Consider the following 19,403-nt stretch of genomic DNA (forward strand, 5'->3'; position numbering starts at 1 on the left):
ACGGCTTCTCGATGATGCTGCAGTGACGGATCGGTTAAAGTGCTAGTGCGAACCCGCTGCGGACCTACGGACCCGGTTCGACCACCTTCTGCTCACCGCCCACCAGCGAACCCGGCAACAGGGCTGAGTGAGTGACAGTCTCGCGGGGTGTAGGGAGTCAAACGAAACCTGGACCGGGCTGCCGACCGGTCGAGCACCCGATCTGGCACCCGCGCATCCGGGGACGGCTGGGTCGCGCGCGCTGCGCCGGCAATGATCATCCCGCCTCGTTCGACGGTTGTCGCGTCTGCTCGATGCGTTGCCGCTGCCGGACCCCGTACGCCGCCTCTCTGACGGCGGCGTCGTCCTCGAGACCCGACCCGAGCGCCCCACCGATGGTCGCGATGGACGCCAGTAGCCAGGCGAGGGTGAGGTAGTCGGAAAAATTCACCCCGTGCCCGAGAATGCGGGACAGCAGTTCCGGGGGAAGAGTCAGACACGCGGTGAACAGCAGCAGGCCGAACAAAGCCACGTGGAGGACGATCACGCCGATGACCAGCGTGACGACGGTGGCGGTGTTGTACAGCACCGAACGATCGCGCTCCTCCGGCGACTTCGGTCGTTCCCACAGTTCGTGTTCGACGAGCAGCCAGAGAATCATCGCCACGATCGACAGGACCGTCGCCGCACTCATCCGCCATGGACCCATCGTGTCGGCGAACAACCAGATCGTGTTGGTGGCCAGCGCGATCGCACCCGTGGCGAAGGCGCCGACGAGCACCTTCGACAGTCCGGTGACCAGTCGCCACGGCCGGTTGGCCCGCACCATCCCCGACAGCAGTCGCAGTCGCCGCAGTCCCGAGGGCGCCAAGTATCGGATGCCGTCCTTGATCTGCACACACGGGTATCGTCGCGCCGCGCCGGGAGGCATGAGTTCGGGTTCACCGAGAACGCGGGCGAGCGCGAGTTCGGTGACGGTGCGGATGCGGCGCTCGATCCGGACGCCGCCCACACCGGCGACCGAGATGAGCGCGAATCTGTGGTCGACGCTGACGTCGGCCACCACCGGCAGGGTGTCCTCCCGGCGCGGCAGATCGGTGAGATACACGACGAATGTCTTCCTGTTCGGAGGACGGATCGACCGTGTCGATGACATCGGTGAAATCGGCTTGCTCGTCCGGCAGGTACGGTTTGCGGCGCACACAGGTCGTCCACCGGCGCTCGGGCCGGTCAGGGCTTTGCAGGCGTTCCGGCAGGTAGTCGGCGATGCGTTCGGCAAGAGCCGCTGGTTCGCCCGGATCCGCGATCAGCAGCACCGAAACCTGCTCACCCGCGGCACCGGAGTGCCCCGCCCGCAGATGCTCGTTCGCCGTCACCGCCTTCGCGTACCCGCCCGGTGTGTCCCCAAACTCCAGGCTGTGGGTGCGAGTCGATCACAGCGCCCGCCACGGATATCGGCTGCCAGTCCGTGTCCGGTAGACACCCCGCAGCGTCTGAGGATGCACCGCGGACACGACCACAACCCGCGGGATCTGGTCCGCTCGGTGCACCCCGCTGATCGATCCATTAGGGGCAAACGGGCCAATGACTGGGCATCGATCTCCTTACGGGATAGCGACCGGGCTGAGGATTCTGACAAGTTCGCGGGAATAAGGCACTGACACGACGGCGAGAACCTGCAGGTCGGAGATCCGCGAAGTGACACCGATCCGCGGAACCTACAGGCCGATCCGGGAATTCCCTACTCGAGAAGCGACACGCAGTAACCCACCGGAGTCGGCTCGTCGAAGTTGAGTGCACCTTGGCCCGCGGGACAGGTGGCGGTTCCGTCGACCTTGGAATCGATACGAACGTTGGTGTATCCCGGCTTGGTCGTCGGCGATGTGCACGAGACCTCGACGGTTTCGTAGAACGTGCCGGCGGAGCTGTCGGCCTCCTGATAGCACTTGCCCTCTTGATACACCGGCGCCAGGCAGAGGACGTCACCCTCCTGGCCGGAGTCGCTGCCCTTGCTCTCCCGGTAGAAGTAGTACTCGAAGTAGTCGCCACAGGTGCCACGGGTCTGAACCTTTTGCGCGACCACGAAATGGAAATCGGTACTCGAGCATTCCACCTTGGTGGCGCGTACGTCGTCGGAACTCTTCTCCGCGAGGGTCGCACAATCGCCGACCCCGAGATCGTCGGAGTCGGTGACATTATCCTTCGTCAGAACAGCCAGCGTGATGGCACCCGCAACGATCAGCACGCCGATGACACCGAACACGCCCAGCAGGATCCACAGCCACTTCAGACTGCTCTTCTTGGGCGGCGGGGTGAATCCCCCGGCCGGGTACGCGGGATGCGGCGACTGGCCGGCCGGCTGCCCCGGCTGATATGGCTGGCCTTGCTGGTAGGGCTGGCCTGTTTGGTAGGGATCGTGAGGCTGCTGGCCACCGGGCTATGGCGGAGGGTTCGTCATGAATGGTCATGTTACTGCCGTCATCCCGCGAAGACTCGGAAGACGATTCAGACCATGACCAGGCGAACCTCGAGCGCTCGATAGACAGCCTCGGCCCTTCGGTCCAGCGTGACCAGAGTGGCATCGTTCTCGACGGCAGCTGCCCCACGAGCCCGTCGTACACGGATCCACCCGAGATTCCCAGCGCAACGAACCGCTCGATCAACTCGGCAAGGCGACTCCCTGGAATCTGGGCGCGAGTGTGGAAAGTTCACGGCGATCAAACGCGAAGCCGCGGCGGGCGACAGCCGGTGCGGCAGAGGGAGGCGAGTGAGTACCGAGTACGTTTCGAACACGGCATGTCCACTGAGCCCCAGACGAAAGCCGCTGAGCGCTTTCCGCGTCTCGTCATGACCCGGCTGACCAGGCCGGACCAGTGTGTCGCGGCGCTTGTATCGAGAAGACGTAGATCAGCGCTGATCACCAAGCCGCAACTCACGGATGTCGTCTATGGACAGGTCAGGTCCTCCTCCGCACAGGACCAGCAGGCTGTCCGATTCGATCAGTTCATCCGTTGGCACGGGCTGGAGAACCAGGGCACTCCCGGAGACGGTGATCTCGACGTCTCCGGGGGTCAAGCCGATGCGATCGCGCAGTTCTTTGGGCACGACGAGGCGGCCCGAACTGTCGATGGTGGTTCTCATGAACCAAGGTTACCCGCGCCGGCGGGCAGCGCGATGTCGTACGGCGGGACCGCCTTCATGAATCACGCCCAGAGCGCAGAGATTCAACTACCTCGACGTAGAAGTTGTTCGTGAGCTTGACCATCGCAGTAACGAAGCCTCCCTCAGAGCCTGCCCGCTTCGATCCCATCGAGCTTTCCGATGTAACCGTGAACTCGCGGATGTCCTTCCCATCCGCCGGCATGATCACCGTCGGGTCGGCTCGGATCTCGCTCAGAAGAGCTGAGGTCGTTTCCGTTCGACTTCCGGCGTGGTGTGCGGTCACCCGTACGTTGTCGGCAGTATCGGCAACGTGACGGATGAGCCAGCTGATCTTGGTGCCGGTCCGACCTCTGCGCGGCGCGGGAGTCTTGATCGAGCATCCGATGCGTTCGCGCGCCAGATTCGCGTTGATGACGACAGGCCCCGCCGCTCCCGTGACCCGAAGGTTCGCGAAGAGCTCACCCGAGTCAGCGAGTTGCTTTGCGCGACTGACCGTATCCGATCTGTCCGGTGGCGGCTGGGCCGTTACGCGTTGGCCTGTCAATACACTCAATTGCAGCGCGATATGCCGTGACAGTTGATCGAACCGCAGGCAGATCTCTTGGGTAGACGTGTCGCTCGCACCGATCGTCCGATTCTTGACAGACTCGCGAACTTTTACCCAGTGTCGCCCCATGTCGTCGAATGTCCACATTCCGGACTGGACTTCGCATGCGTACCAGAGGAATTCCTCGAGTATTCGGCGTCGAGACCTATCTTCGACGGTCGTGTGCTGCAGCGTGATTGCAGCATCCGCGATAATCTCCTCCCACGAGAGATGGTAGAGATCGACTGATCTGCGCACACGGGCATCTACTGTGTACGGGAGTTCGTCTGCTGACGCCCCCAGGTCCCGACTGATGGTGATGACGGCGTCAAAACCTTTCGCATTCGCGACCTTCAGATACGCTTCCACCTGCTCTGACGAAATCGTCGCCTTAGCTGTTTTAACCTCGACCAGCGCAGTCCATTCACGTCCGGCACGTCGTACTCGGATCAATCCGTCCGGGCGGACATCGACGCCGGCGTTGGAGAATCGGACTTCCGTGAAGGTCTCGATCTTGCCTCCCGGCGCTCCTAGCCGGGTGACGACCATGCGGCCGAACTCTCGGACGATCTCCACCACGGACAGCAGGACTGACGTTGCACGTCCTTCTTGTTCGGCGGTGGTCTTCATACCGACTGCCGGGAACAGCCTAGCTCGTGACCATTGCTCGTCCCCCGACCTCGGTGGACAGTAGGGGGACTTTCTCTCGCTCCAGTCTCTCGGTAATCGCAAGGGTCGACGACGACGCGAGATCGCGATCCTCTCCGAATCCACCCCCGCGGAGGGCTCTGGGGCAGTCGCATCCGAGTCCGGGTCCCGCGAATCCTGTGCCGAAGCCTCCCCTCTTTCGCCTGGCGCCTCCGACAAGTCTGGCACTGCAGCAGATTCCGACTCAGGCACATCATCGTCGTCGACGACGACACCGAAGTCCGTGACCAAAGCGACCAACCCTCCTGCGTACCCTTGTCCCACGGCTCGGATCCTCCATCGATCCTCCCGCCGATATATCTCACCGAAGATCAGTGCGCGCTCGACGGTGAGACCGTCCACCTTGTGATGCATGAGGGACCTGCCCGATTCGGCAGCCCGCGCGACCCACATCCGTAGCATGCTCGCGCCACCAAGGGGTTCGCTTGTCGCATCAGCACTCGCCGCGATAACGATTCTCGTCACCGACTCCGGCAACCGGGCGAGATCAACGCGGATCACGTCGCGGCGCACGCCGTCGGGAGCGTCCGTATCGGACGAATCCACCAGTTGCAGCGCGCCATCGAGCCCCACGGGCTGGTTGTAGAAGACGAAGTCATCGTTCGAGCGGACCTTGCCGTCCGAGCCCACGACGAGCACGCTCGCATCGGGGATCACCGTCGCTGATTCCGCTGCGGTTTCGATGGTGACGAGAATGGAGGGCGACTTTTCGCCGAAGACTTCGTCGACTGAGGCGTTCTCGCCCTTGAGCAACTCACGCGAGTCCATCGGCTCAAGATATGCGATACATAGCCACATTTGTCACGAGATCGAACACTCGCGGACGTGGTTTACCGCGAGGTGGACGATCGCCCTCACTGCAGCATCAGGTTGTTCTTCAGCAATTGATCGGGATCGGCCTGACAGAACGCGGCGACGAGCAGATAGGCGTTCTCGTTCGACGACACCAACGGCTTATCGTGCCGTTGGGCGTAAGTCTTGACCGTCGCCTGTTGCTGCTCGGGCGTCAGCGACAGGTAAGTGCGGCAGGTCATCTCGTCGGGGTCGGTAGCGGCACCGGATTGGGGTGACACCGACGTCGCGGTCGTCGATTCGGGGGCAGTCGATTCGGCAGGCGTCGACTCAGTGGTCGGCGAGGCGTTCGAGGTCACACTGTCGCTGAATACAACCGATCGCAGTGCCGTCGACGTCGCGGGCGCAACCGGCTGAGAAGACGACTGCGGTGGCGACCACCAGGGCCGCCACCGCAGATCTCGTCGTGATGATGATGCCTACTTCGGTGGCATCCGGATGCCGCCGTCGACGCGGACGACCTCGGCGTTCATGTAGGAGTTGGTGGCCAGTTCGACCACCATCGAGGCGAGCTCATCGGCCACACCCAGGCGATGCGGGAACAGGACCGACTCGCCGAGCTTGGCCTTGAAGGCCTCCGCAGCTTCGCCCTCGCCGTAGATGGGGGTGTCGATGAGGCCCGGCGCCACGGTGTTCACGCGGATGCCGACTGCGGCCAGGTCACGGGCGACCGGCAGGGTCATGCCGACGACGCCACCCTTGGACGACGAGTACGAGGCCTGCCCGATCTGCCCGTCGAAGGCGGCGACGCTGGCCATGTTGACGATGGCACCGCGCTCACCGGAGGCGTCGAGCGGCTCGTTGCGGCTGATCGCGGTGGCGGCCAGTCGGATCGCGTCGAAGGTTCCGATCAGGTTGATCGCGATGACCTTCTTGTAGGCGTCCAGGTTGTGCGCCGACGCGAACTCGCCGTCCTTGCCGATGGTGCGCTGGGCCCAGCCGATGCCGGCCGAGTTGACCAGCACGCGCAGCGGACCGAGCTCGGTCGCCTTGTTGACGGCCGCCTCGATCTGGTCGGTCTGGGTCACGTCGACGCTGACGAACGCCCCGCCGATCTCCTTGGCAAGGGCCTCGCCCTTCTCCGCGTTGAGATCGGCGACGACGACCTTGGCACCCTTGGCCGCCAGCTGGCGGGCCGACGCCGCGCCGATGCCCGACGCGCCGCCCGTGACAATTGCACTAGCTCCGTTGATATCCACGTCTCGGAGGATAACCACAACTTCTATGACAGGGAACACATGCCCCTGTCTGTTCCTCCACGGCTCACCCGAGCCGGGTCAGTCCGGGATGGTGACCTTGGTGGGTTCGGAACGCTTGGTGGTGGTGCTGTCACCGATCTGGCCGAAGGCGTTGTTGCCCCAGCAGAAGATGTCCTGCCCGACGGCGGCACAGCTCGACTCCTCGGCCGTGCTGATGGAATCGGCACCGGACAGCCCGGTCAGCTTCACCGGCGACGACACATCGGACGTGCTGTTGTTGCCCACCTGCTGCTCGGCGTTGGAGCCCCAGCAATAGGCGTCGCCACCGGCGACGGCGCAGGTGGTGTTCTTGCCGGTGGAGATCGCGGTGACGTCGGACAGTTCCGGAATCCGAACCGGCGAGGTCGACGAGATCTCGCTGCCGTTGCCGAGCTGACCATAGAGGTTGTCGCCCCAGCAGTACGCCTGCGAGTTGGCCACCGCGCAGACGGTTCCATCGTCGGTCTCCACCGACGTCGCCCCGGTGATCCCGGCGATCTTGGTCGGCGTGCCGACGTCGGTGTTGTTCGAGTTGCCCAACTGGCCTTCGTCGTTCTCGCCCCAGCAGTACACCTCGCCGCCGGCGACCGCGCAGCTCGTGCCGTCGTCGGTGTCGATGTCGGTGACGTCGGTGAGCGAGGAGACGAGTTGGGGGGACTCCTCGTCACCGGACACCGCGCCGTTTCCGAGTTGCCCGTGACCGTTGTCGCCCCAGCAGTATGCTTTGCCGTCGGACACCGCGCAGGTGCTGTCGTAACCGGTCGACACGGCGGTGACGTTCTGCAGGTTCGGCACCTGCACCGGGGTGGTGCTCCCCGTCTCCGTTCCGTTGCCCAGTTGACCGAATGTGTTTGCGCCCCAGCAGTACAGCTTCTTGTCGGCGACGGCGCAGATGTTGCCGCGCCCCAACCCGAGGTCGTACTCGCTGGACACCGTGGTGACCTTCGTGAGGTTCTCTATGCGGGTGGGCGGGCTGGTGGTGGAGGAGTCCTCGCTGAGCAGTCCGTCGCCGCTGCGGCCCCAGCAGAACAGCTCCGCGTCGATCACCGCGCACGACGCCGGGCCGGCGCTGACGACGACGTCGGGGCGCGACTCCTCGTCGTTGCCGGTGAGGAGCAGCACGGTGGTGGTCGCGGCGACGGCCACCACGACCACCGCAACCAGTGCGGCGATCGTCCACCACAAGCCTTTTCGGCTTTTGCGCCGGCCTTGCGGACCGACCGGAGCGCCCGGGTACATCGGCGAGCCGGGGTACATCGGCCCTCCCGGCGGGACCGTCGGCGGAACACCGGCGAACTGCGGCCCCGCCGGCGCGAACTGCGTCGGGTATACGGTTTGCGGCATCTGCCCGCCCGGCGGATAGGCGGTCTGCTGCGTGGGGTCGGGCGGCGGGTAGCCGGGCGGGTTCTGCGGAGAGCCAACGTAGGTGGGTGGCCCGCCACCCACCGGCACAAATCCATCCGGAATCCCTTGTGGCCCACCTTGGTACGGGGGCACTGAGGATGGCGTTGCCGGCCCCTCATCGCGCAGGCCGGCGGTGAGGGCAGCCGCGAATCCCCGACAGTCGGGGAACCGGGCGCCGGGGTCATCGGCGAGGGCGGAGGCGAAGACCGGATCGAGCGCGACGGCATCGGGACGCAGCGCGCTGACCGGGGCGATCGCCGGTGGCGCGGGCACCGTCCCGGTGAGTCGTTGGTAGGCGATCGCCGCCAGTGAATACTGATCCGACCGGGCGTCGGACCGGCCCGACCGCGTCTCCGGTGCCGCGTACGGCGAGTGCGGTGCAGCACCGTCGGCCGTCAGGGCAGCGGCAATTCCGAATTCGGACACAAAAACCGGGCCCAGTGCGCCCCCGGGTGCGCGTGCGACGATGATGCTGGCCGGCGTCAGATCCCGGTGCAGCACACCACGCTGGTGGGCGTGGTCGAGGGCGGCGGCCACCTGCTCGACGATCGCCCCGACCTCGGCGACGGACAACGGTTCGGCGTCGAGGCGGTTACCCTCGACACGATCGACGGTGAACCACGGAACACCTTCGGCGACACCGTGTTCCCGCACCGCGATGATCCCCGGATGCGACAGGCCCGACGCCTCGCCCGCCGCCGCGTCCACGCGCGCCGCGACGTCGGGCGAGGTAGCCGTCGTCACGGTGGTCAGGACGTGTTGTGTCGCGGGGTCGCCGGAAGATTCGACGAGATAGCTGTCTCCGAGAGCACCCGTGCCCATCGGCGAGATCACGCGATAACCGGCGAAGTCGTCTCCCGGATTCAGCGACACCGCGCACCCCCTCATCATCAAGTACATCGCATTGTCTGTGCGCGTCATCGTATCCGAGGGACGCGGTCGGGAGGTGGTTCTCGGGCAGGGTCCTATGCCGAACGAACGACGTGGCGCTCTGGTCCCGGGAAGGTCCGTCGACGCCCGATGAAAGTGTTCGGTCGCGCGATCGACGACATTGCCTGCACGATGAACGTGTTCACCTGCACGATGGACGAAATTGCCTGCACGATCGATGGTTTGGGGTGCCCGGTCAGCGGCACACGACGATCGGCTCCGGCGCATAGCGCACGGTGCGGGTGTGCCGGGAGATCTCCGCTCGGGTCGCGGCGTCGCGGATGATGCGGGTGTTGGAGGCGATGAACCCCCGGCTGCCGCTGCTCGCGATGCAGTTGTCGCCGCGGGGCACCGTGACCCGGTCGGGTGTCGTGTAGGAGGTGCGCTCGCCGGTGATCGACTCGACGTCCACGGTCTTGGTGCTCCACAACCGCACGGTCACCGCCGACGGGGACCAACTGGTCTCGATATAGATGCCGTGGCGGGTGTTGTTGCGGAACTTGAGGTCGATGGCGCCCTCGAACACCGTCGCCTCGCGCGCCTCGGGGTAGCGCGAGATGTAATAGGCGTGTTCGGTGTGGTCGACGTCTTCGAGTCCGGCGAAGTACGCCGCGTTGTAGAGCGTGGTGGCGAACTGCGAGATGCCGCCACCCACCGCCTTCGCGGGGCGTCCGTGATCGATGATCGTCGACGTCACGTACCCCTGCGCGGTGCCGCGCGGACCGGTGTGTCCGTTGAGGGAGAACACTTTTCCGGGCAGGACGAGTGCACCGTCGACCTCGGCGGCAACGAGCCTGATGTTCTCGCCCGACGCGCTGCTGAAGCCGTCGGTGGTGAACTCGCTGACCACCTCCTTCACGCCGAGCCGACGGGCGGCGTCGGTGGTGAGGCGGGGGGCGACGACGTCGTAGGCGACCTCGACGGTGCGGTCGTCATCGGCGAGGACGCCCGCCGCGATCGCCTCGGCGGTCTTGGCCCAGTTGATGCGGGCACCGTCGGCCGAGGGCACCACCCGCGGCGTGCCGCCCGACAGCGAGAACGTGGCGTTGCGGGCCGCGCTCTGGGTGCGTCCCAGCTTGTCGGTGAGCAACCCGCGGGTCAGGCCGGGGTCCACGCTGGGCTTCAGGCCGCCGCGCCCGTCGGCGACAAAGGTGAGGACGCCGCCGAGGTCCTCGGGCGAGACCTCCACCCGTGCTCCACGCCGCGCGGTGAGCACGAGTGGTGACTCGGTGGCACGTTTGGCCGGGCCGGCGACGGTTGCGTCGACGACCTCCGAGGAGACGGTCGGGGCGAACGGCTCCATCGGCAGGGCGATGGGCGCCGCGTCGAGCCAGCGATCGGTGAGTACCTGCGCCGCCTCGTCGCGGGCGATGCGCAGACCTGCCGCCGGACGATCCGGGCGGGGCTCGGCACCCGCGTAGTGCACCCCGCCCTCGACGGCCGCGCGTTCGAGGATGGTGCGTCGCGAATCCAGTGTTGCGTCCATGGCCCGGCGGTCGAGGTGGATCACCGGCTCCACCTCGTGGTCGCGACCGAAGAGCGCCGACAGACGTCGCAACGGATTGGCGGAGTGCTCCAACAACCGCGCCCGGGTGGCTTCGGGGTCGAAGGACAGGCCAAGCTCGGCGGCGTCGAGCTCGGCCGCCCCGGAGTCGGTCGTCACCACGACGGGCTGCGCGGCACGGTGCGACAGCTCGGCGAGGATCGGGTCGAGCTCGTCGGCCTGCCGATTGCCCGCGTCGAGTCCGGCGATCGTGACATCGCGCGCCGACGCCGAGCCGGTGAGGACGATGTCGGCAGCAAGGACCAGACAGGCAACAGAGACCACCACCACGAGGGTCCGGGCGCCGTTGCGCGCGCGGTGGCCGGTACTCACGATCGTCAACCTTAGTTACGTCATCACCGGGCTGGTCTCCCGGCAGTGTCCGCTGTGGCGAGGGCAACACGAGCGGAACGGCGATCACGCGGGCTGCGTCGCGGTGAATCCACGCGATCGACCAACCCGGCGAAAAGCAGGCGCTCCGGCCGAGCTGTCGGGTCGGGGGTCTGACAGCTCAGCCGGAGCTAACCGTTATATCTACGCTACTTTTCGCTTCGTTACATCCTCTCTCGGGAGATTTCGGGGAGATTGTGACAAATTCGCGGTTCCATCTCGGAGCTACTGAGACGAAGGTCAGGCTAAATCTCGACAGGCCCCGCGCGAAGTGTCCAAAATCGATGTCGAAGGTTCGCAAATCATGCAGAACAGCCCGGGACCGATCCGATCGGTCCCGGGCTGTGATCCTTGTCACTTTTCGACGGCTACCCCTCGATGATGGCCGTGACGCCCTGCCCGCCGGCGGCGCAGATGGAGATCAGCGCACGCCCGCCGCCGTTCTCCTTGATCTGCTTGGCCGCCTGGGCCACGATGCGTCCGCCGGTCGCGGCAAACGGGTGACCCGCGGCCAGCGACGACCCGTTGACGTTGAGTTTGCTGCGATCGATGGGGCCGAGCGCGTGGTCCAGGCCGAGGCGCTCCTTGCAGTACTCCTCGGACTCCCATGCCTGCAGGGTGGCCAGCACGACCGACGCGAAGGCCTCGTGGATCTCGTAGAAGTCGAAGTCGCCCAACGTGAGTCCGTTGCGCTCGAGCAGACGCGGCACGGCGTAGGTCGGCGCCATCAGCAGACCGTCGGGGCCGTTGACGTAGTCCACGGCGGCGGTCTCGGAGTCGACGAAGTAGGCCAGCACGCCCAGCCCCTTCTCCTGCGCCCACTCATCGCTGGCCAGCAGCACGGTCGATGCACCGTCGGTGAGCGGCGTCGAGTTGCCCGCGGTCATCGTCGCGTCGCCGAGCGAGACGCCGAAGACGGGCTTGAGCTTGGCGAGTTTCTCCACCGACGCGTCGCCGCGCAGATTCTGGTCGCGCACCAGACCGCCGAACGGGGTGATGAGGTCGTCGAAGAAGCCGGCGTCGTAGGCGGCGGCCATCTTCTGATGACTGGCCGCGGCCAGTGCGTCCTGGTCGGCGCGCTTGATGCCGAACTCCTTGGCGGTGATCGCGGCGTGCTCACCCATCGACATGCCGGTGCGCGGCTCGCCGTTCTGCGGGATCTCGATGCCGAGTTTCGACAGCAGCTTCAGTGCGCCCAGGATCTGGTCGGCCGTACTGCGGGCCCGGTTCACCTCGAGCAGCTGGCGGCGCAGTCCCTCGCCGACGGCGATGGGCGCGTCGGAGGTGGTGTCCACGCCGCCGCCGACTGCGACGTCGTAGCGGCCGCGGGCGATGCCGTCGGCCACCGCGGTGATGGCCTGCAGGCCGGTGCCGCACGCCTGCTGGAGGTCGAAGGCCGGCGTGTAGGGCGACAGTGCCGAACCGAGGACCGATTCGCGGATGAGATTGAAATCACGTGCGTGCTTGAGGACGGCGCCGCCGGCGACCATGCCGAGGCGCTCGCCCTGCAGGTTGAACCGGCTGACCAGGCCGTCGAGCGCCGCGGTGAACATTTCCTGATTGCTGACCTTTGCGTACGCCTTGTCCTGGCGGGCGAACGGAATGCGATTGCCGCCGAGGATCGCGACCGGCCGCTCGGAACGGGTCTTGGGTGTGTAAGCCACTTCGAACTCCCAGGGTGGTGTTTGGTATCTATAGAGTATTCTTACTCTTGAGTAAGTTCGTTGTCGAACGCCGCCCGCCTGAGCGCGCTCGTCAAGAACCGTCCGTCATGGGCCCGTCGTGTCCGGGCCACCCGAGAACAATCAGAGGAGATTCACGTGGCAGCCAACGGAAACACCGGCCTGTATTCGAGCTTCGTCCACTCCGGACCAGGTGCGTTCATCGCCAAGCAGGCTGGTCTCCCCGTGCCCCCGACGCTGCGACGCTTCAAGGCGTCCGAGCCGGCCCTGCCCGGACCGGTCCTGCTCGGCGGTGCGGGCCGACTCGTCGAACCGCTGCGCGAGATGCTCACCACACCGGACTACACCCTGATCCAGAACGCCACCACCGGACGCAGCGCCGACAAGTACGGCGGCCTCGTCTTCGACGCCACCGGCATCACCTCGCCCGCCGATCTGCGCCAGCTGTTCGAGTTCTTCCAGCCGGTGATGCGCTCGACGGCCGCGTGCGCACGCTTCGTCGTCATCGGCACCACCCCCGAACTGATCACCGATCCGAGCGAGCGGGTCGCGCAGCGCGCCCTCGAAGGTTTCACCCGGTCGCTGGGCAAGGAGCTGCTGAAGGGGTCGACGGTGCAGCTCGTCTACGTCGCCCCCGACGCCAAGACCGGACTCACCGGGCTGGAGTCGACGCTGCGGTTCATCCTGTCCGCCAAGTCGGCCTTCGTCGACGCCCAGGTCATCCGGGTGGGTTCGGCCGACGCCGTGGCCCCGGACTGGGACCGCCCGCTGCAGGGCAAGGTCGCCGTGGTCACCGGTGCAGCCCGCGGCATCGGTGCCACCATCGCCGAGGTGCTCGCGCGCGACGGCGCCCACGTCATCTGCGCCGATATCCCGGCCGCCGGGGAGGCGCTCGCCGAGACCGCCAACAAGGTCGGCGGCACCTCGTTCCCGCTCGATGTCAGCGCACCCGACGCCGGCGCCAAGCTGGCCGACCACGCGCTCGAACGTCACGGCGGCATCGACATCATCGTCAACAACGCCGGCATCACCCGCGACAAGCTGCTCGCCAACATGGACGCCGACCGGTGGAACGCCGTCATCTCGGTGAACCTGATCGCGCCGCAGCAACTGGTCAACGCGCTCGTCGAGAAGGACGCCATCCGCTCCGGTGGCGCTGTGATCGACGTGGCGTCCATCGCCGGTATCGCCGGCAACCGTGGCCAGACCAACTACGGCGCCTCCAAGGCCGGTGTCATCGGTCTCGTCGACGCCTACGCCCCGATCCTCGGCGAAAAGGGCATCACCATCAACGCGGTGGCGCCGGGCTTCATCGAGACCAAGATGACCGCCGCCATCCCACTGGCCACCCGCGTGGCCGGCCGACTGATGAGTTCACTGCAGCAGGGCGGTCAGACCGTCGACGTGGCCGAGACGGTCGCCTACTTCGCCAACCCGGCCAGCAATGCGGTGACCGGCAACGTGGTCCGCGTGTGCGGCCAGGGATTCCTGGGTGCGTGATGGGTAAGACGATCACTCTCGCGAGCGCTCCCAACACGGCCGAGATCTACGGCAAAGCGGTCACCGGGCTGCTGCCGGTGATCGGCAAGCCGGCCAAGGTCGCAGCCGACGCCACGCTGCCCGACACCCGCTACCGCCTCGACGATGTGCGGGTGGATCCCGATGCGTTGCAGGCCTATTGCCGTGCGACGGGGCAGCGGTTCTCGTCGACGCTGCCGCTCACCTATCCGTTTGTGCTGCAGTTCCCGCTGGTGATGAAGCTGATGACGTCGGCCGAATTCCCGTTTGGCGCAGTGGGTTCGGTACACATGACCAACACCATCGAGCGTCGGCGCCCGATCGGCGTCGACGAGCCGCTGACCATCGTCACCCACGCGGAGAACCTGCGGGAACACCGCAAGGGGCTGCTGGTGGACCTGATCAGTGAGATCAGTGTCGGCAGTGAGCCGGTCACGACGCAGACGGCGACCTTCCTCAAGCAGCAGCGGACGAGTCTGTCCGACGAGCCGCGCGGGCCGCAACCCAAGTCCGCCACGCCCCCACCGCCGGATTCCATCCTGTCGGTGGACCTCGGCCGGATTCGCGAGTATGCGGCCGCGTCGGGGGACCGCAACCCGATCCACATGGGCAACCTACCGGCCAAGGCGTTCGGCTTCCCGAAGGCCATTGCGCACGGAATGTGGAGTGCCGCAGCGGCAATCGCCAACGTCGAGGCCAAGTTGCCCGGCGACGTCACCTACGACGTCCGGTTCGGCAAGCCGATTCTGTTGCCGGCCAAGGTGAATCTGTACACGAGGCGCATCGACGGTGGAGGTGGCAACTTCGACATCTCGATCCTGAACCGTAAGAAGGGGTATCCGCACCTCACCGCGACCACGCGACAGAGCTGATCTTCCCGCTCCCCCATTTCCTTCCCGCTTATTGGGTCCAATAAGCGGGAAGGAAATGAGTGCGCGCGAGCATGTCACGCCGAGCGGTCGGTGCCCACACCCTTCAGGCCACGCCACGCGATGCCGACGAGGAGGTCGGTGGCGGTGTCGAGGTCCACGTCGCCTTCGGTGATCCGGTCGGCGACGGCCTCGGAGGCCCCGACGAGCGCCACGGCGGTGAGTTCGAAGTCGATGTCGCTGGCGCCCTCGACCGTCGTACCCGCTTTGATCAGTTCGGCGACCATCTCGGTGACCCGCTGCCGGCTGTCGCTGACGAGTTGGGCGAAGTTAGCGGTTCCGATCGCCACGCGGTACAGCACGCGCCAGGACTGGCTGTGCTGGTGCACGAATCGCAGGAACTCGCGGATGACGGTGCGGGCCTGGTCACGCTGGGACAGATTCGGGTCGAAACCCACGCTCATCGCCTCGATGAACAGTCCCGATTCGCGGGCGAGGCAGGCGCCGAAGAGTTCGTCCTTGGAACCGTAGTAGAGGTAGAGCATCGGCTTGCTGATCTGCGCCTCGGCCGCGATGGCGTCCATGGATGCCTCGCGAAAACCGTTCTGCGCGAACACCTTCACCGCCGCGTCGAGCATCTGCTGCTCACGCACCGCACGAGGTAACCGCTTGGTACCGCCCGACATGTTCACCTCCTGCGCACTCCCGGCCCGCCGCCGGGTCCGGTTTCGACAATAACGAAGAACTTACCGGCTGGTAAGTTCTTCGTGATCTCCGGGTCGGGGTGAGCGGCTCAGCAGTCGAGCACACCCTTGGCGCGCAGGACACGTACCACCTTGTCGTCGAGGCGACGTGGCGCCAGCCTACCGGCCGAGACCGCGCGCTCGAGCGTATCGAGGACCGACGACACGCGGTCGGTGGACAGCCACAGCGCGATGTCGCCGCCGGCCAGGATGAACTTCTCGACGGCCTGCTCGATGGGATAGCGCGCACTGATGGCGGCCATGCCGGACAGGTCGTCGGAGAACACCACGCCGTTGAACGGCGGACCGCCGTACCCGGCGCCCCGGCGCAGCAACTGGATCGCCGGCCGACTGATGCTCGCCGGCAACCCGTTGGTGAGGCCGGGCACGATCAAATGCCCCACCATGACGCCCGCGTTGCCCGGTTCGCGCAGCAACGTCTGATACGGCACCAGGTCGCTGGTCTTCAGCTGCGCGAGCGGCGGGGTCCGGACCAGTCCGAGATGCGAGTCGCCCGATCCGTGTCCGTGGCCCGGAAAGTGCTTGTACACCGGCATGATTCCGGCCGCTTCGAGTCCCTCGGCGTAGGCCGATGCGTACTTGGTGACCACTGCGGGATCGTTGCTGAACGAGCGGTCGCCGATGACCTCGTCGTCGGATTCGTCGCTGACATCGGCCACCGGCGCGAAATCGACGGTGACGCCGAGTCGCTTGAGCTTGGTGCCGACGTCGGTGGCCAGCGCCTTCACCTGTTCGGGCGTCTTGGTCCTGGCCAGTTCTCGCGCCGACGGCCCGTCGATGCCCAGATCGGACAGCCGCGACACCCGGCCGCCCTCCTGGTCGACCGTGACCATCAGCGGGATCGACGAGCTGCGTGAGATACGTGCCGCCGCACCACTGCTCAGGATCGACTTGTCGGTCCAGCTCCCGACGAAGATGCCGCCGATGTGTTCGGAGTTCACGATGCCCTGCGCGTCGTCGGCGCCCGTCACCCCTACCACGATCAGCTGCGCCAGCTTCTGCCGCACCGTCGTTGCGTTCAATTTCGTTGCGCCGCAACCTGTTGAGCGGGGGACACTGGCCGGCGCCACCGACGGCTTGGACGACGACGCGACCGACGCGGAAGCCGAGGACGCGGTGGTCGAGCCCGGAGCGGGAGTCGAATCGGTGGAGCAGGCCGCGACGGCCACACACGTGAGCAGAACCAGCGCGGCCACGAGCCCGCCACGAGCACGGTCATGTCGGCGAGTTGAACCCATGGCACGAGTCTGGCATGTAACCTGGAGCAATGGACGTGGGGTCCATTCCAAACGGGTCCGCACCCGCCCCCGGCGGCGGTCAGACGGACGCTGCCGAGCTGCCCACCGCACAACCCAGCGGCAATCACACCATCGGCGCCAAGACCGACCAGGTCCTGATGATCGCCTACGACGGTTCACCCAACGCCGACCGTGCCATTCGGTACGCCGGCACCTTCCTTCGCGCCGAGCGCGCCTACGTCGTCACCGCCTGGCAGCCGGGCAGCATGTCCCCGGCCCGCATGTCGACGCTGTCCGGCGGCATGCAGCCCTTCATCGACACCCAACTCGACACCGGCGTCGACCAAGCGCTGCAGGCCGAGGCCGAGAGCATCAACGCGCGCGGAGTGCAGCTGGCCACCGAGACCGGCCTCGCCGCCCGCGGTTCGCTCGTAGAGGTCGAGTCGACGGTGTGGGGTGCCCTGGTCGCGGCGGCCGACGCACTCGACGTCGACCTCCTGGTCACCGGAACACGCGGGGCCTCAGGCCTCAAGGCACTGTTGCGGTCCAGCGTCGCCGAACGCGTCCTCAAGCACTGTCACCGGCCGGTCTTCATCGTGCCGGCCAAGTGTGAGAAGCAGCCGCCGGTCACGCTGTAGCGCGGTCGGGGTGGTCTCAGGCGCGGTACGCGTGGGCTCGGTGATCGATCCTCACCGGCGGCGTACCCGCCATCAGCGGTTGCGATGTCGTCGCGTGAGAGCCAGTAGGCCCGCGAAGTCGGCAGTCGGCCCGACGTTCATGTCCTGATCTGTGCGATACCCGTCCTGGACGCCATCACCGCCGTCGGAAACGATGGATGCATGACCCGATCCGTGGTGGTCCTCGGCTTCGCCGGGGTGCAGCCGCTCGACAGCACCGGCCCGCTCGACGTCTTCACCTCGGCATCGATCGCGCTGGCCGGACGGGACGCTGCCGGCGACGGCTACGCCGTCACGCTCGTTTCGCCGGGCGGTCGGCCCGTCTCCAGCGGCTTCGGTCTCGACTTCGTCGCACACCCCCTCCCGGACCCGTCGGCCGCGATCGACACGCTGCTCCTGCCCGGCCTCGTCGAAGACGACCATGGCACCGAGGTGGCGCAGCTCGTCGCGCGTTGGCTGGTACTGCACCTTCGGCGTCCGGGCGGGCAGTCGCAGTTCGCGCCGCCGGTCTGGATGCCACGCGCCCGACGACGACCCATCCGCGACGTCCAGGAGGCCATCGAGAAGCACCCGGCCGCCGCGCACCGCATCGCCGATCTCGCCACGATTGCCTCGATGAGCCCGCGCCACTTCACGCGGGTGTTCACCGAGGAGGTCGGCGAGCCGCCCGGCGTCTACGTCGAACGCGTCCGCACCGACACGGCCCGCCGATTCCTGGAGGAGATCGACGACCCGATGCCCGCCGTCGCGAGCCGCGCCGGCTTCGGATCGGCGGAGACCATGCGGCGCGTGTTCGTCCGCCGGCTCGCCATCTCGCCGGACCGGTATCGCCGATCGTGCCGCTGAGAAGTCTTAACCGCGACAACAACATTCATCCACTCTGACAGGAGAGAGTCATGACCCAGATCGCCATCGTCGTCTACCCTCAGTTCACCGCGCTGGACTTCGTCGGCCCCTATGAGGTGTTGCGCATGCTGCCCGACGCCGAGGTGCGGTTCGTTTGGCACGAGCCCGGCCCGATCGCCGCGGATTCCGGCGTCCTGCTGGTGGGCGCGACGCACACCTTCGACGAGACGCCGCGACCCGACGTCGTGCTGATCCCGGGCGGACCCGGGTGTGCCGAGGCGGCTCGCGACGAACGCGTGCTCACCTGGTTGCGGCAGGCTCATCCGACGGCGACCTGGACGACGTCGGTGTGCACCGGCTCCATCGTGCTCGCCGCGGCCGGGCTGCTCGACGGCAAGCGCGCCACCTCGCACTGGTCGGCAGTCGCGGCGCTATCCATGTACGGCGCGCAAGCGGTGACCGACGAGCGAGTGGTGCACGCCGGCGACGTCGTCACCGCGGCCGGGGTGTCGGCGGGCATCGACCTCGCCCTGCAGCTGGCGGCCCGGATCGCCGGCGACGAGCGCGCCAAGGCGATCCAGCTCGCCATCGAGTACGACCCGCAACCGCCCTTCGACTCCGGAGACCGCGCCACGGCGTCGACGTCGACCGTGGCGCGCAGTACGGCACTGCTGTCGAAGGACGCGCTGCGGCCGGGACCGATGAAGGCGGCGACGGCGCTGCTGTGGGAGCGGGCGGTGCACCGGATCCGCGGCACCCGCGCGCCGGTGACGGCGGGATGACCGTTCGACGATGGTAGTTTCGTCGCCATGACCAACAACCGCCTCGTCGCCGGCGCCGTGGCTGCCGTCGCCGGCATCGTGGTCGGGATCGGCGCCGTGTTCCTCGGCGGTTTCCTGTCCGCGGAGACCAGCCCCTCGACCGACCTGAACAAGGTCAACGCCAACAACGGGTTCGTGCAGGGTTCCGTCGACTACGGCTCGCGCGGCGGCGCCGGCGAGAACAATTGAGCGTCTG

General features: G+C 66.7%; 16 protein-coding genes and 1 pseudogene. 6 read left to right on the forward strand and 11 right to left on the reverse strand.

What is annotated here, in order from left to right; genetic code table 11:
* Window positions 1–256 precede the first annotated feature (256 nt).
* The 9 genes and pseudogenes from GBRO_RS22070 to GBRO_RS22110 all read right to left on the reverse strand — a co-directional run bounded on the left by GBRO_RS22070 (window position 257) and on the right by GBRO_RS22110 (window position 12,456).
* Window positions 257–1,355 (reverse strand): annotated as a pseudogene (locus GBRO_RS22070) (hypothetical protein).
* A gap of 365 nt (window positions 1,356–1,720) precedes the next feature.
* The gene (locus GBRO_RS22075) at window positions 1,721–2,242 is read right to left on the reverse strand and encodes an LppU/SCO3897 family protein (protein WP_012836064.1); all 522 of its coding nucleotides are present in this window, start codon (window positions 2,240–2,242) and stop codon (window positions 1,721–1,723) included.
* Between the two features lie 644 nt (window positions 2,243–2,886).
* Window positions 2,887–3,120 carry an AbrB/MazE/SpoVT family DNA-binding domain-containing protein gene (locus GBRO_RS22080; RefSeq protein WP_041920034.1) on the reverse strand — a complete coding sequence of 78 codons (234 nt, stop codon included), beginning with the start codon at window positions 3,118–3,120 and terminating at the stop codon, window positions 2,887–2,889.
* 55 nt (window positions 3,121–3,175) lie between these two features.
* Window positions 3,176–5,203: a TerD family protein gene (locus tag GBRO_RS22085; protein WP_012836066.1), complete on the reverse strand. Its 2,028-nt coding sequence runs from the start codon at window positions 5,201–5,203 to the stop codon at window positions 3,176–3,178.
* 86 nt (window positions 5,204–5,289) lie between these two features.
* Entirely contained in the window at window positions 5,290–5,586 is a 297-nt protein-coding gene (locus tag GBRO_RS25560) for a hypothetical protein (protein ID WP_227892809.1), read from the reverse strand.
* Window positions 5,587–5,706: 120 nt separating this feature from the next.
* Window positions 5,707–6,486: an SDR family NAD(P)-dependent oxidoreductase gene (locus tag GBRO_RS22095; RefSeq protein WP_012836068.1), complete on the reverse strand. Its 780-nt coding sequence runs from the start codon at window positions 6,484–6,486 to the stop codon at window positions 5,707–5,709.
* A gap of 78 nt (window positions 6,487–6,564) precedes the next feature.
* Entirely contained in the window at window positions 6,565–8,850 is a 2,286-nt protein-coding gene (locus tag GBRO_RS22100) for a protein kinase domain-containing protein (protein WP_169309885.1), read from the reverse strand.
* 205 nt (window positions 8,851–9,055) lie between these two features.
* Complete coding sequence (locus GBRO_RS22105) at window positions 9,056–10,735, reverse strand: VanW family protein (RefSeq protein ID WP_012836070.1); 1,680 nt, start codon at window positions 10,733–10,735, stop codon at window positions 9,056–9,058.
* A gap of 425 nt (window positions 10,736–11,160) precedes the next feature.
* Window positions 11,161–12,456, reverse strand: coding sequence for an acetyl-CoA C-acetyltransferase (locus tag GBRO_RS22110; protein ID WP_012836071.1), 1,296 nt, complete (start codon window positions 12,454–12,456; stop codon window positions 11,161–11,163).
* Window positions 12,457–12,612: 156 nt separating this feature from the next.
* Between GBRO_RS22110 and GBRO_RS22115 the strand changes: the two genes are divergently transcribed.
* Complete coding sequence (locus GBRO_RS22115; RefSeq protein WP_012836072.1) at window positions 12,613–13,974, forward strand: 3-oxoacyl-ACP reductase; 1,362 nt, start codon at window positions 12,613–12,615, stop codon at window positions 13,972–13,974.
* On the forward strand, window positions 13,974–14,864 hold the full coding sequence (locus GBRO_RS22120) for a MaoC family dehydratase (RefSeq protein WP_012836073.1): 891 nt from the start codon (window positions 13,974–13,976) through the stop codon (window positions 14,862–14,864). The genes GBRO_RS22115 and GBRO_RS22120 overlap by 1 nt, the downstream gene beginning before the upstream one ends.
* A 74-nt stretch (window positions 14,865–14,938) precedes the next feature.
* Here the strand turns inward: GBRO_RS22120 and GBRO_RS22125 are convergent, their stop codons facing one another.
* The gene (locus GBRO_RS22125) at window positions 14,939–15,547 is read right to left on the reverse strand and encodes a TetR/AcrR family transcriptional regulator (RefSeq protein WP_012836074.1); all 609 of its coding nucleotides are present in this window, start codon (window positions 15,545–15,547) and stop codon (window positions 14,939–14,941) included.
* Window positions 15,548–15,654: 107 nt separating this feature from the next.
* Window positions 15,655–16,863, reverse strand: coding sequence for a glycoside hydrolase family 3 N-terminal domain-containing protein (locus GBRO_RS22130; protein WP_052298325.1), 1,209 nt, complete (start codon window positions 16,861–16,863; stop codon window positions 15,655–15,657).
* Between the two features lie 29 nt (window positions 16,864–16,892).
* Between GBRO_RS22130 and GBRO_RS22135 the strand changes: the two genes are divergently transcribed.
* From GBRO_RS22135 to GBRO_RS22150, 4 genes are all read left to right on the forward strand, one after another.
* Entirely contained in the window at window positions 16,893–17,501 is a 609-nt protein-coding gene (locus GBRO_RS22135) for a universal stress protein (RefSeq protein WP_041920035.1), read from the forward strand.
* A 201-nt stretch (window positions 17,502–17,702) separates the two neighbouring features.
* Window positions 17,703–18,386, forward strand: coding sequence for a GlxA family transcriptional regulator (locus GBRO_RS22140; RefSeq protein ID WP_012836077.1), 684 nt, complete (start codon window positions 17,703–17,705; stop codon window positions 18,384–18,386).
* Between the two features lie 50 nt (window positions 18,387–18,436).
* A complete protein-coding gene (locus GBRO_RS22145; protein ID WP_012836078.1) occupies window positions 18,437–19,168 on the forward strand; it encodes a DJ-1/PfpI family protein in 732 nt (243 codons plus the stop codon).
* Between the two features lie 27 nt (window positions 19,169–19,195).
* Complete coding sequence (locus GBRO_RS22150) at window positions 19,196–19,396, forward strand: DUF2613 family protein (protein ID WP_012836079.1); 201 nt, start codon at window positions 19,196–19,198, stop codon at window positions 19,394–19,396.
* Window positions 19,397–19,403: the final 7 nt, after the last annotated feature.

The sequence above is a fragment of the Gordonia bronchialis DSM 43247 genome (genome assembly GCF_000024785.1).
Taxonomy (GTDB): Bacteria; Actinomycetota; Actinomycetes; order Mycobacteriales; family Mycobacteriaceae; genus Gordonia; species Gordonia bronchialis.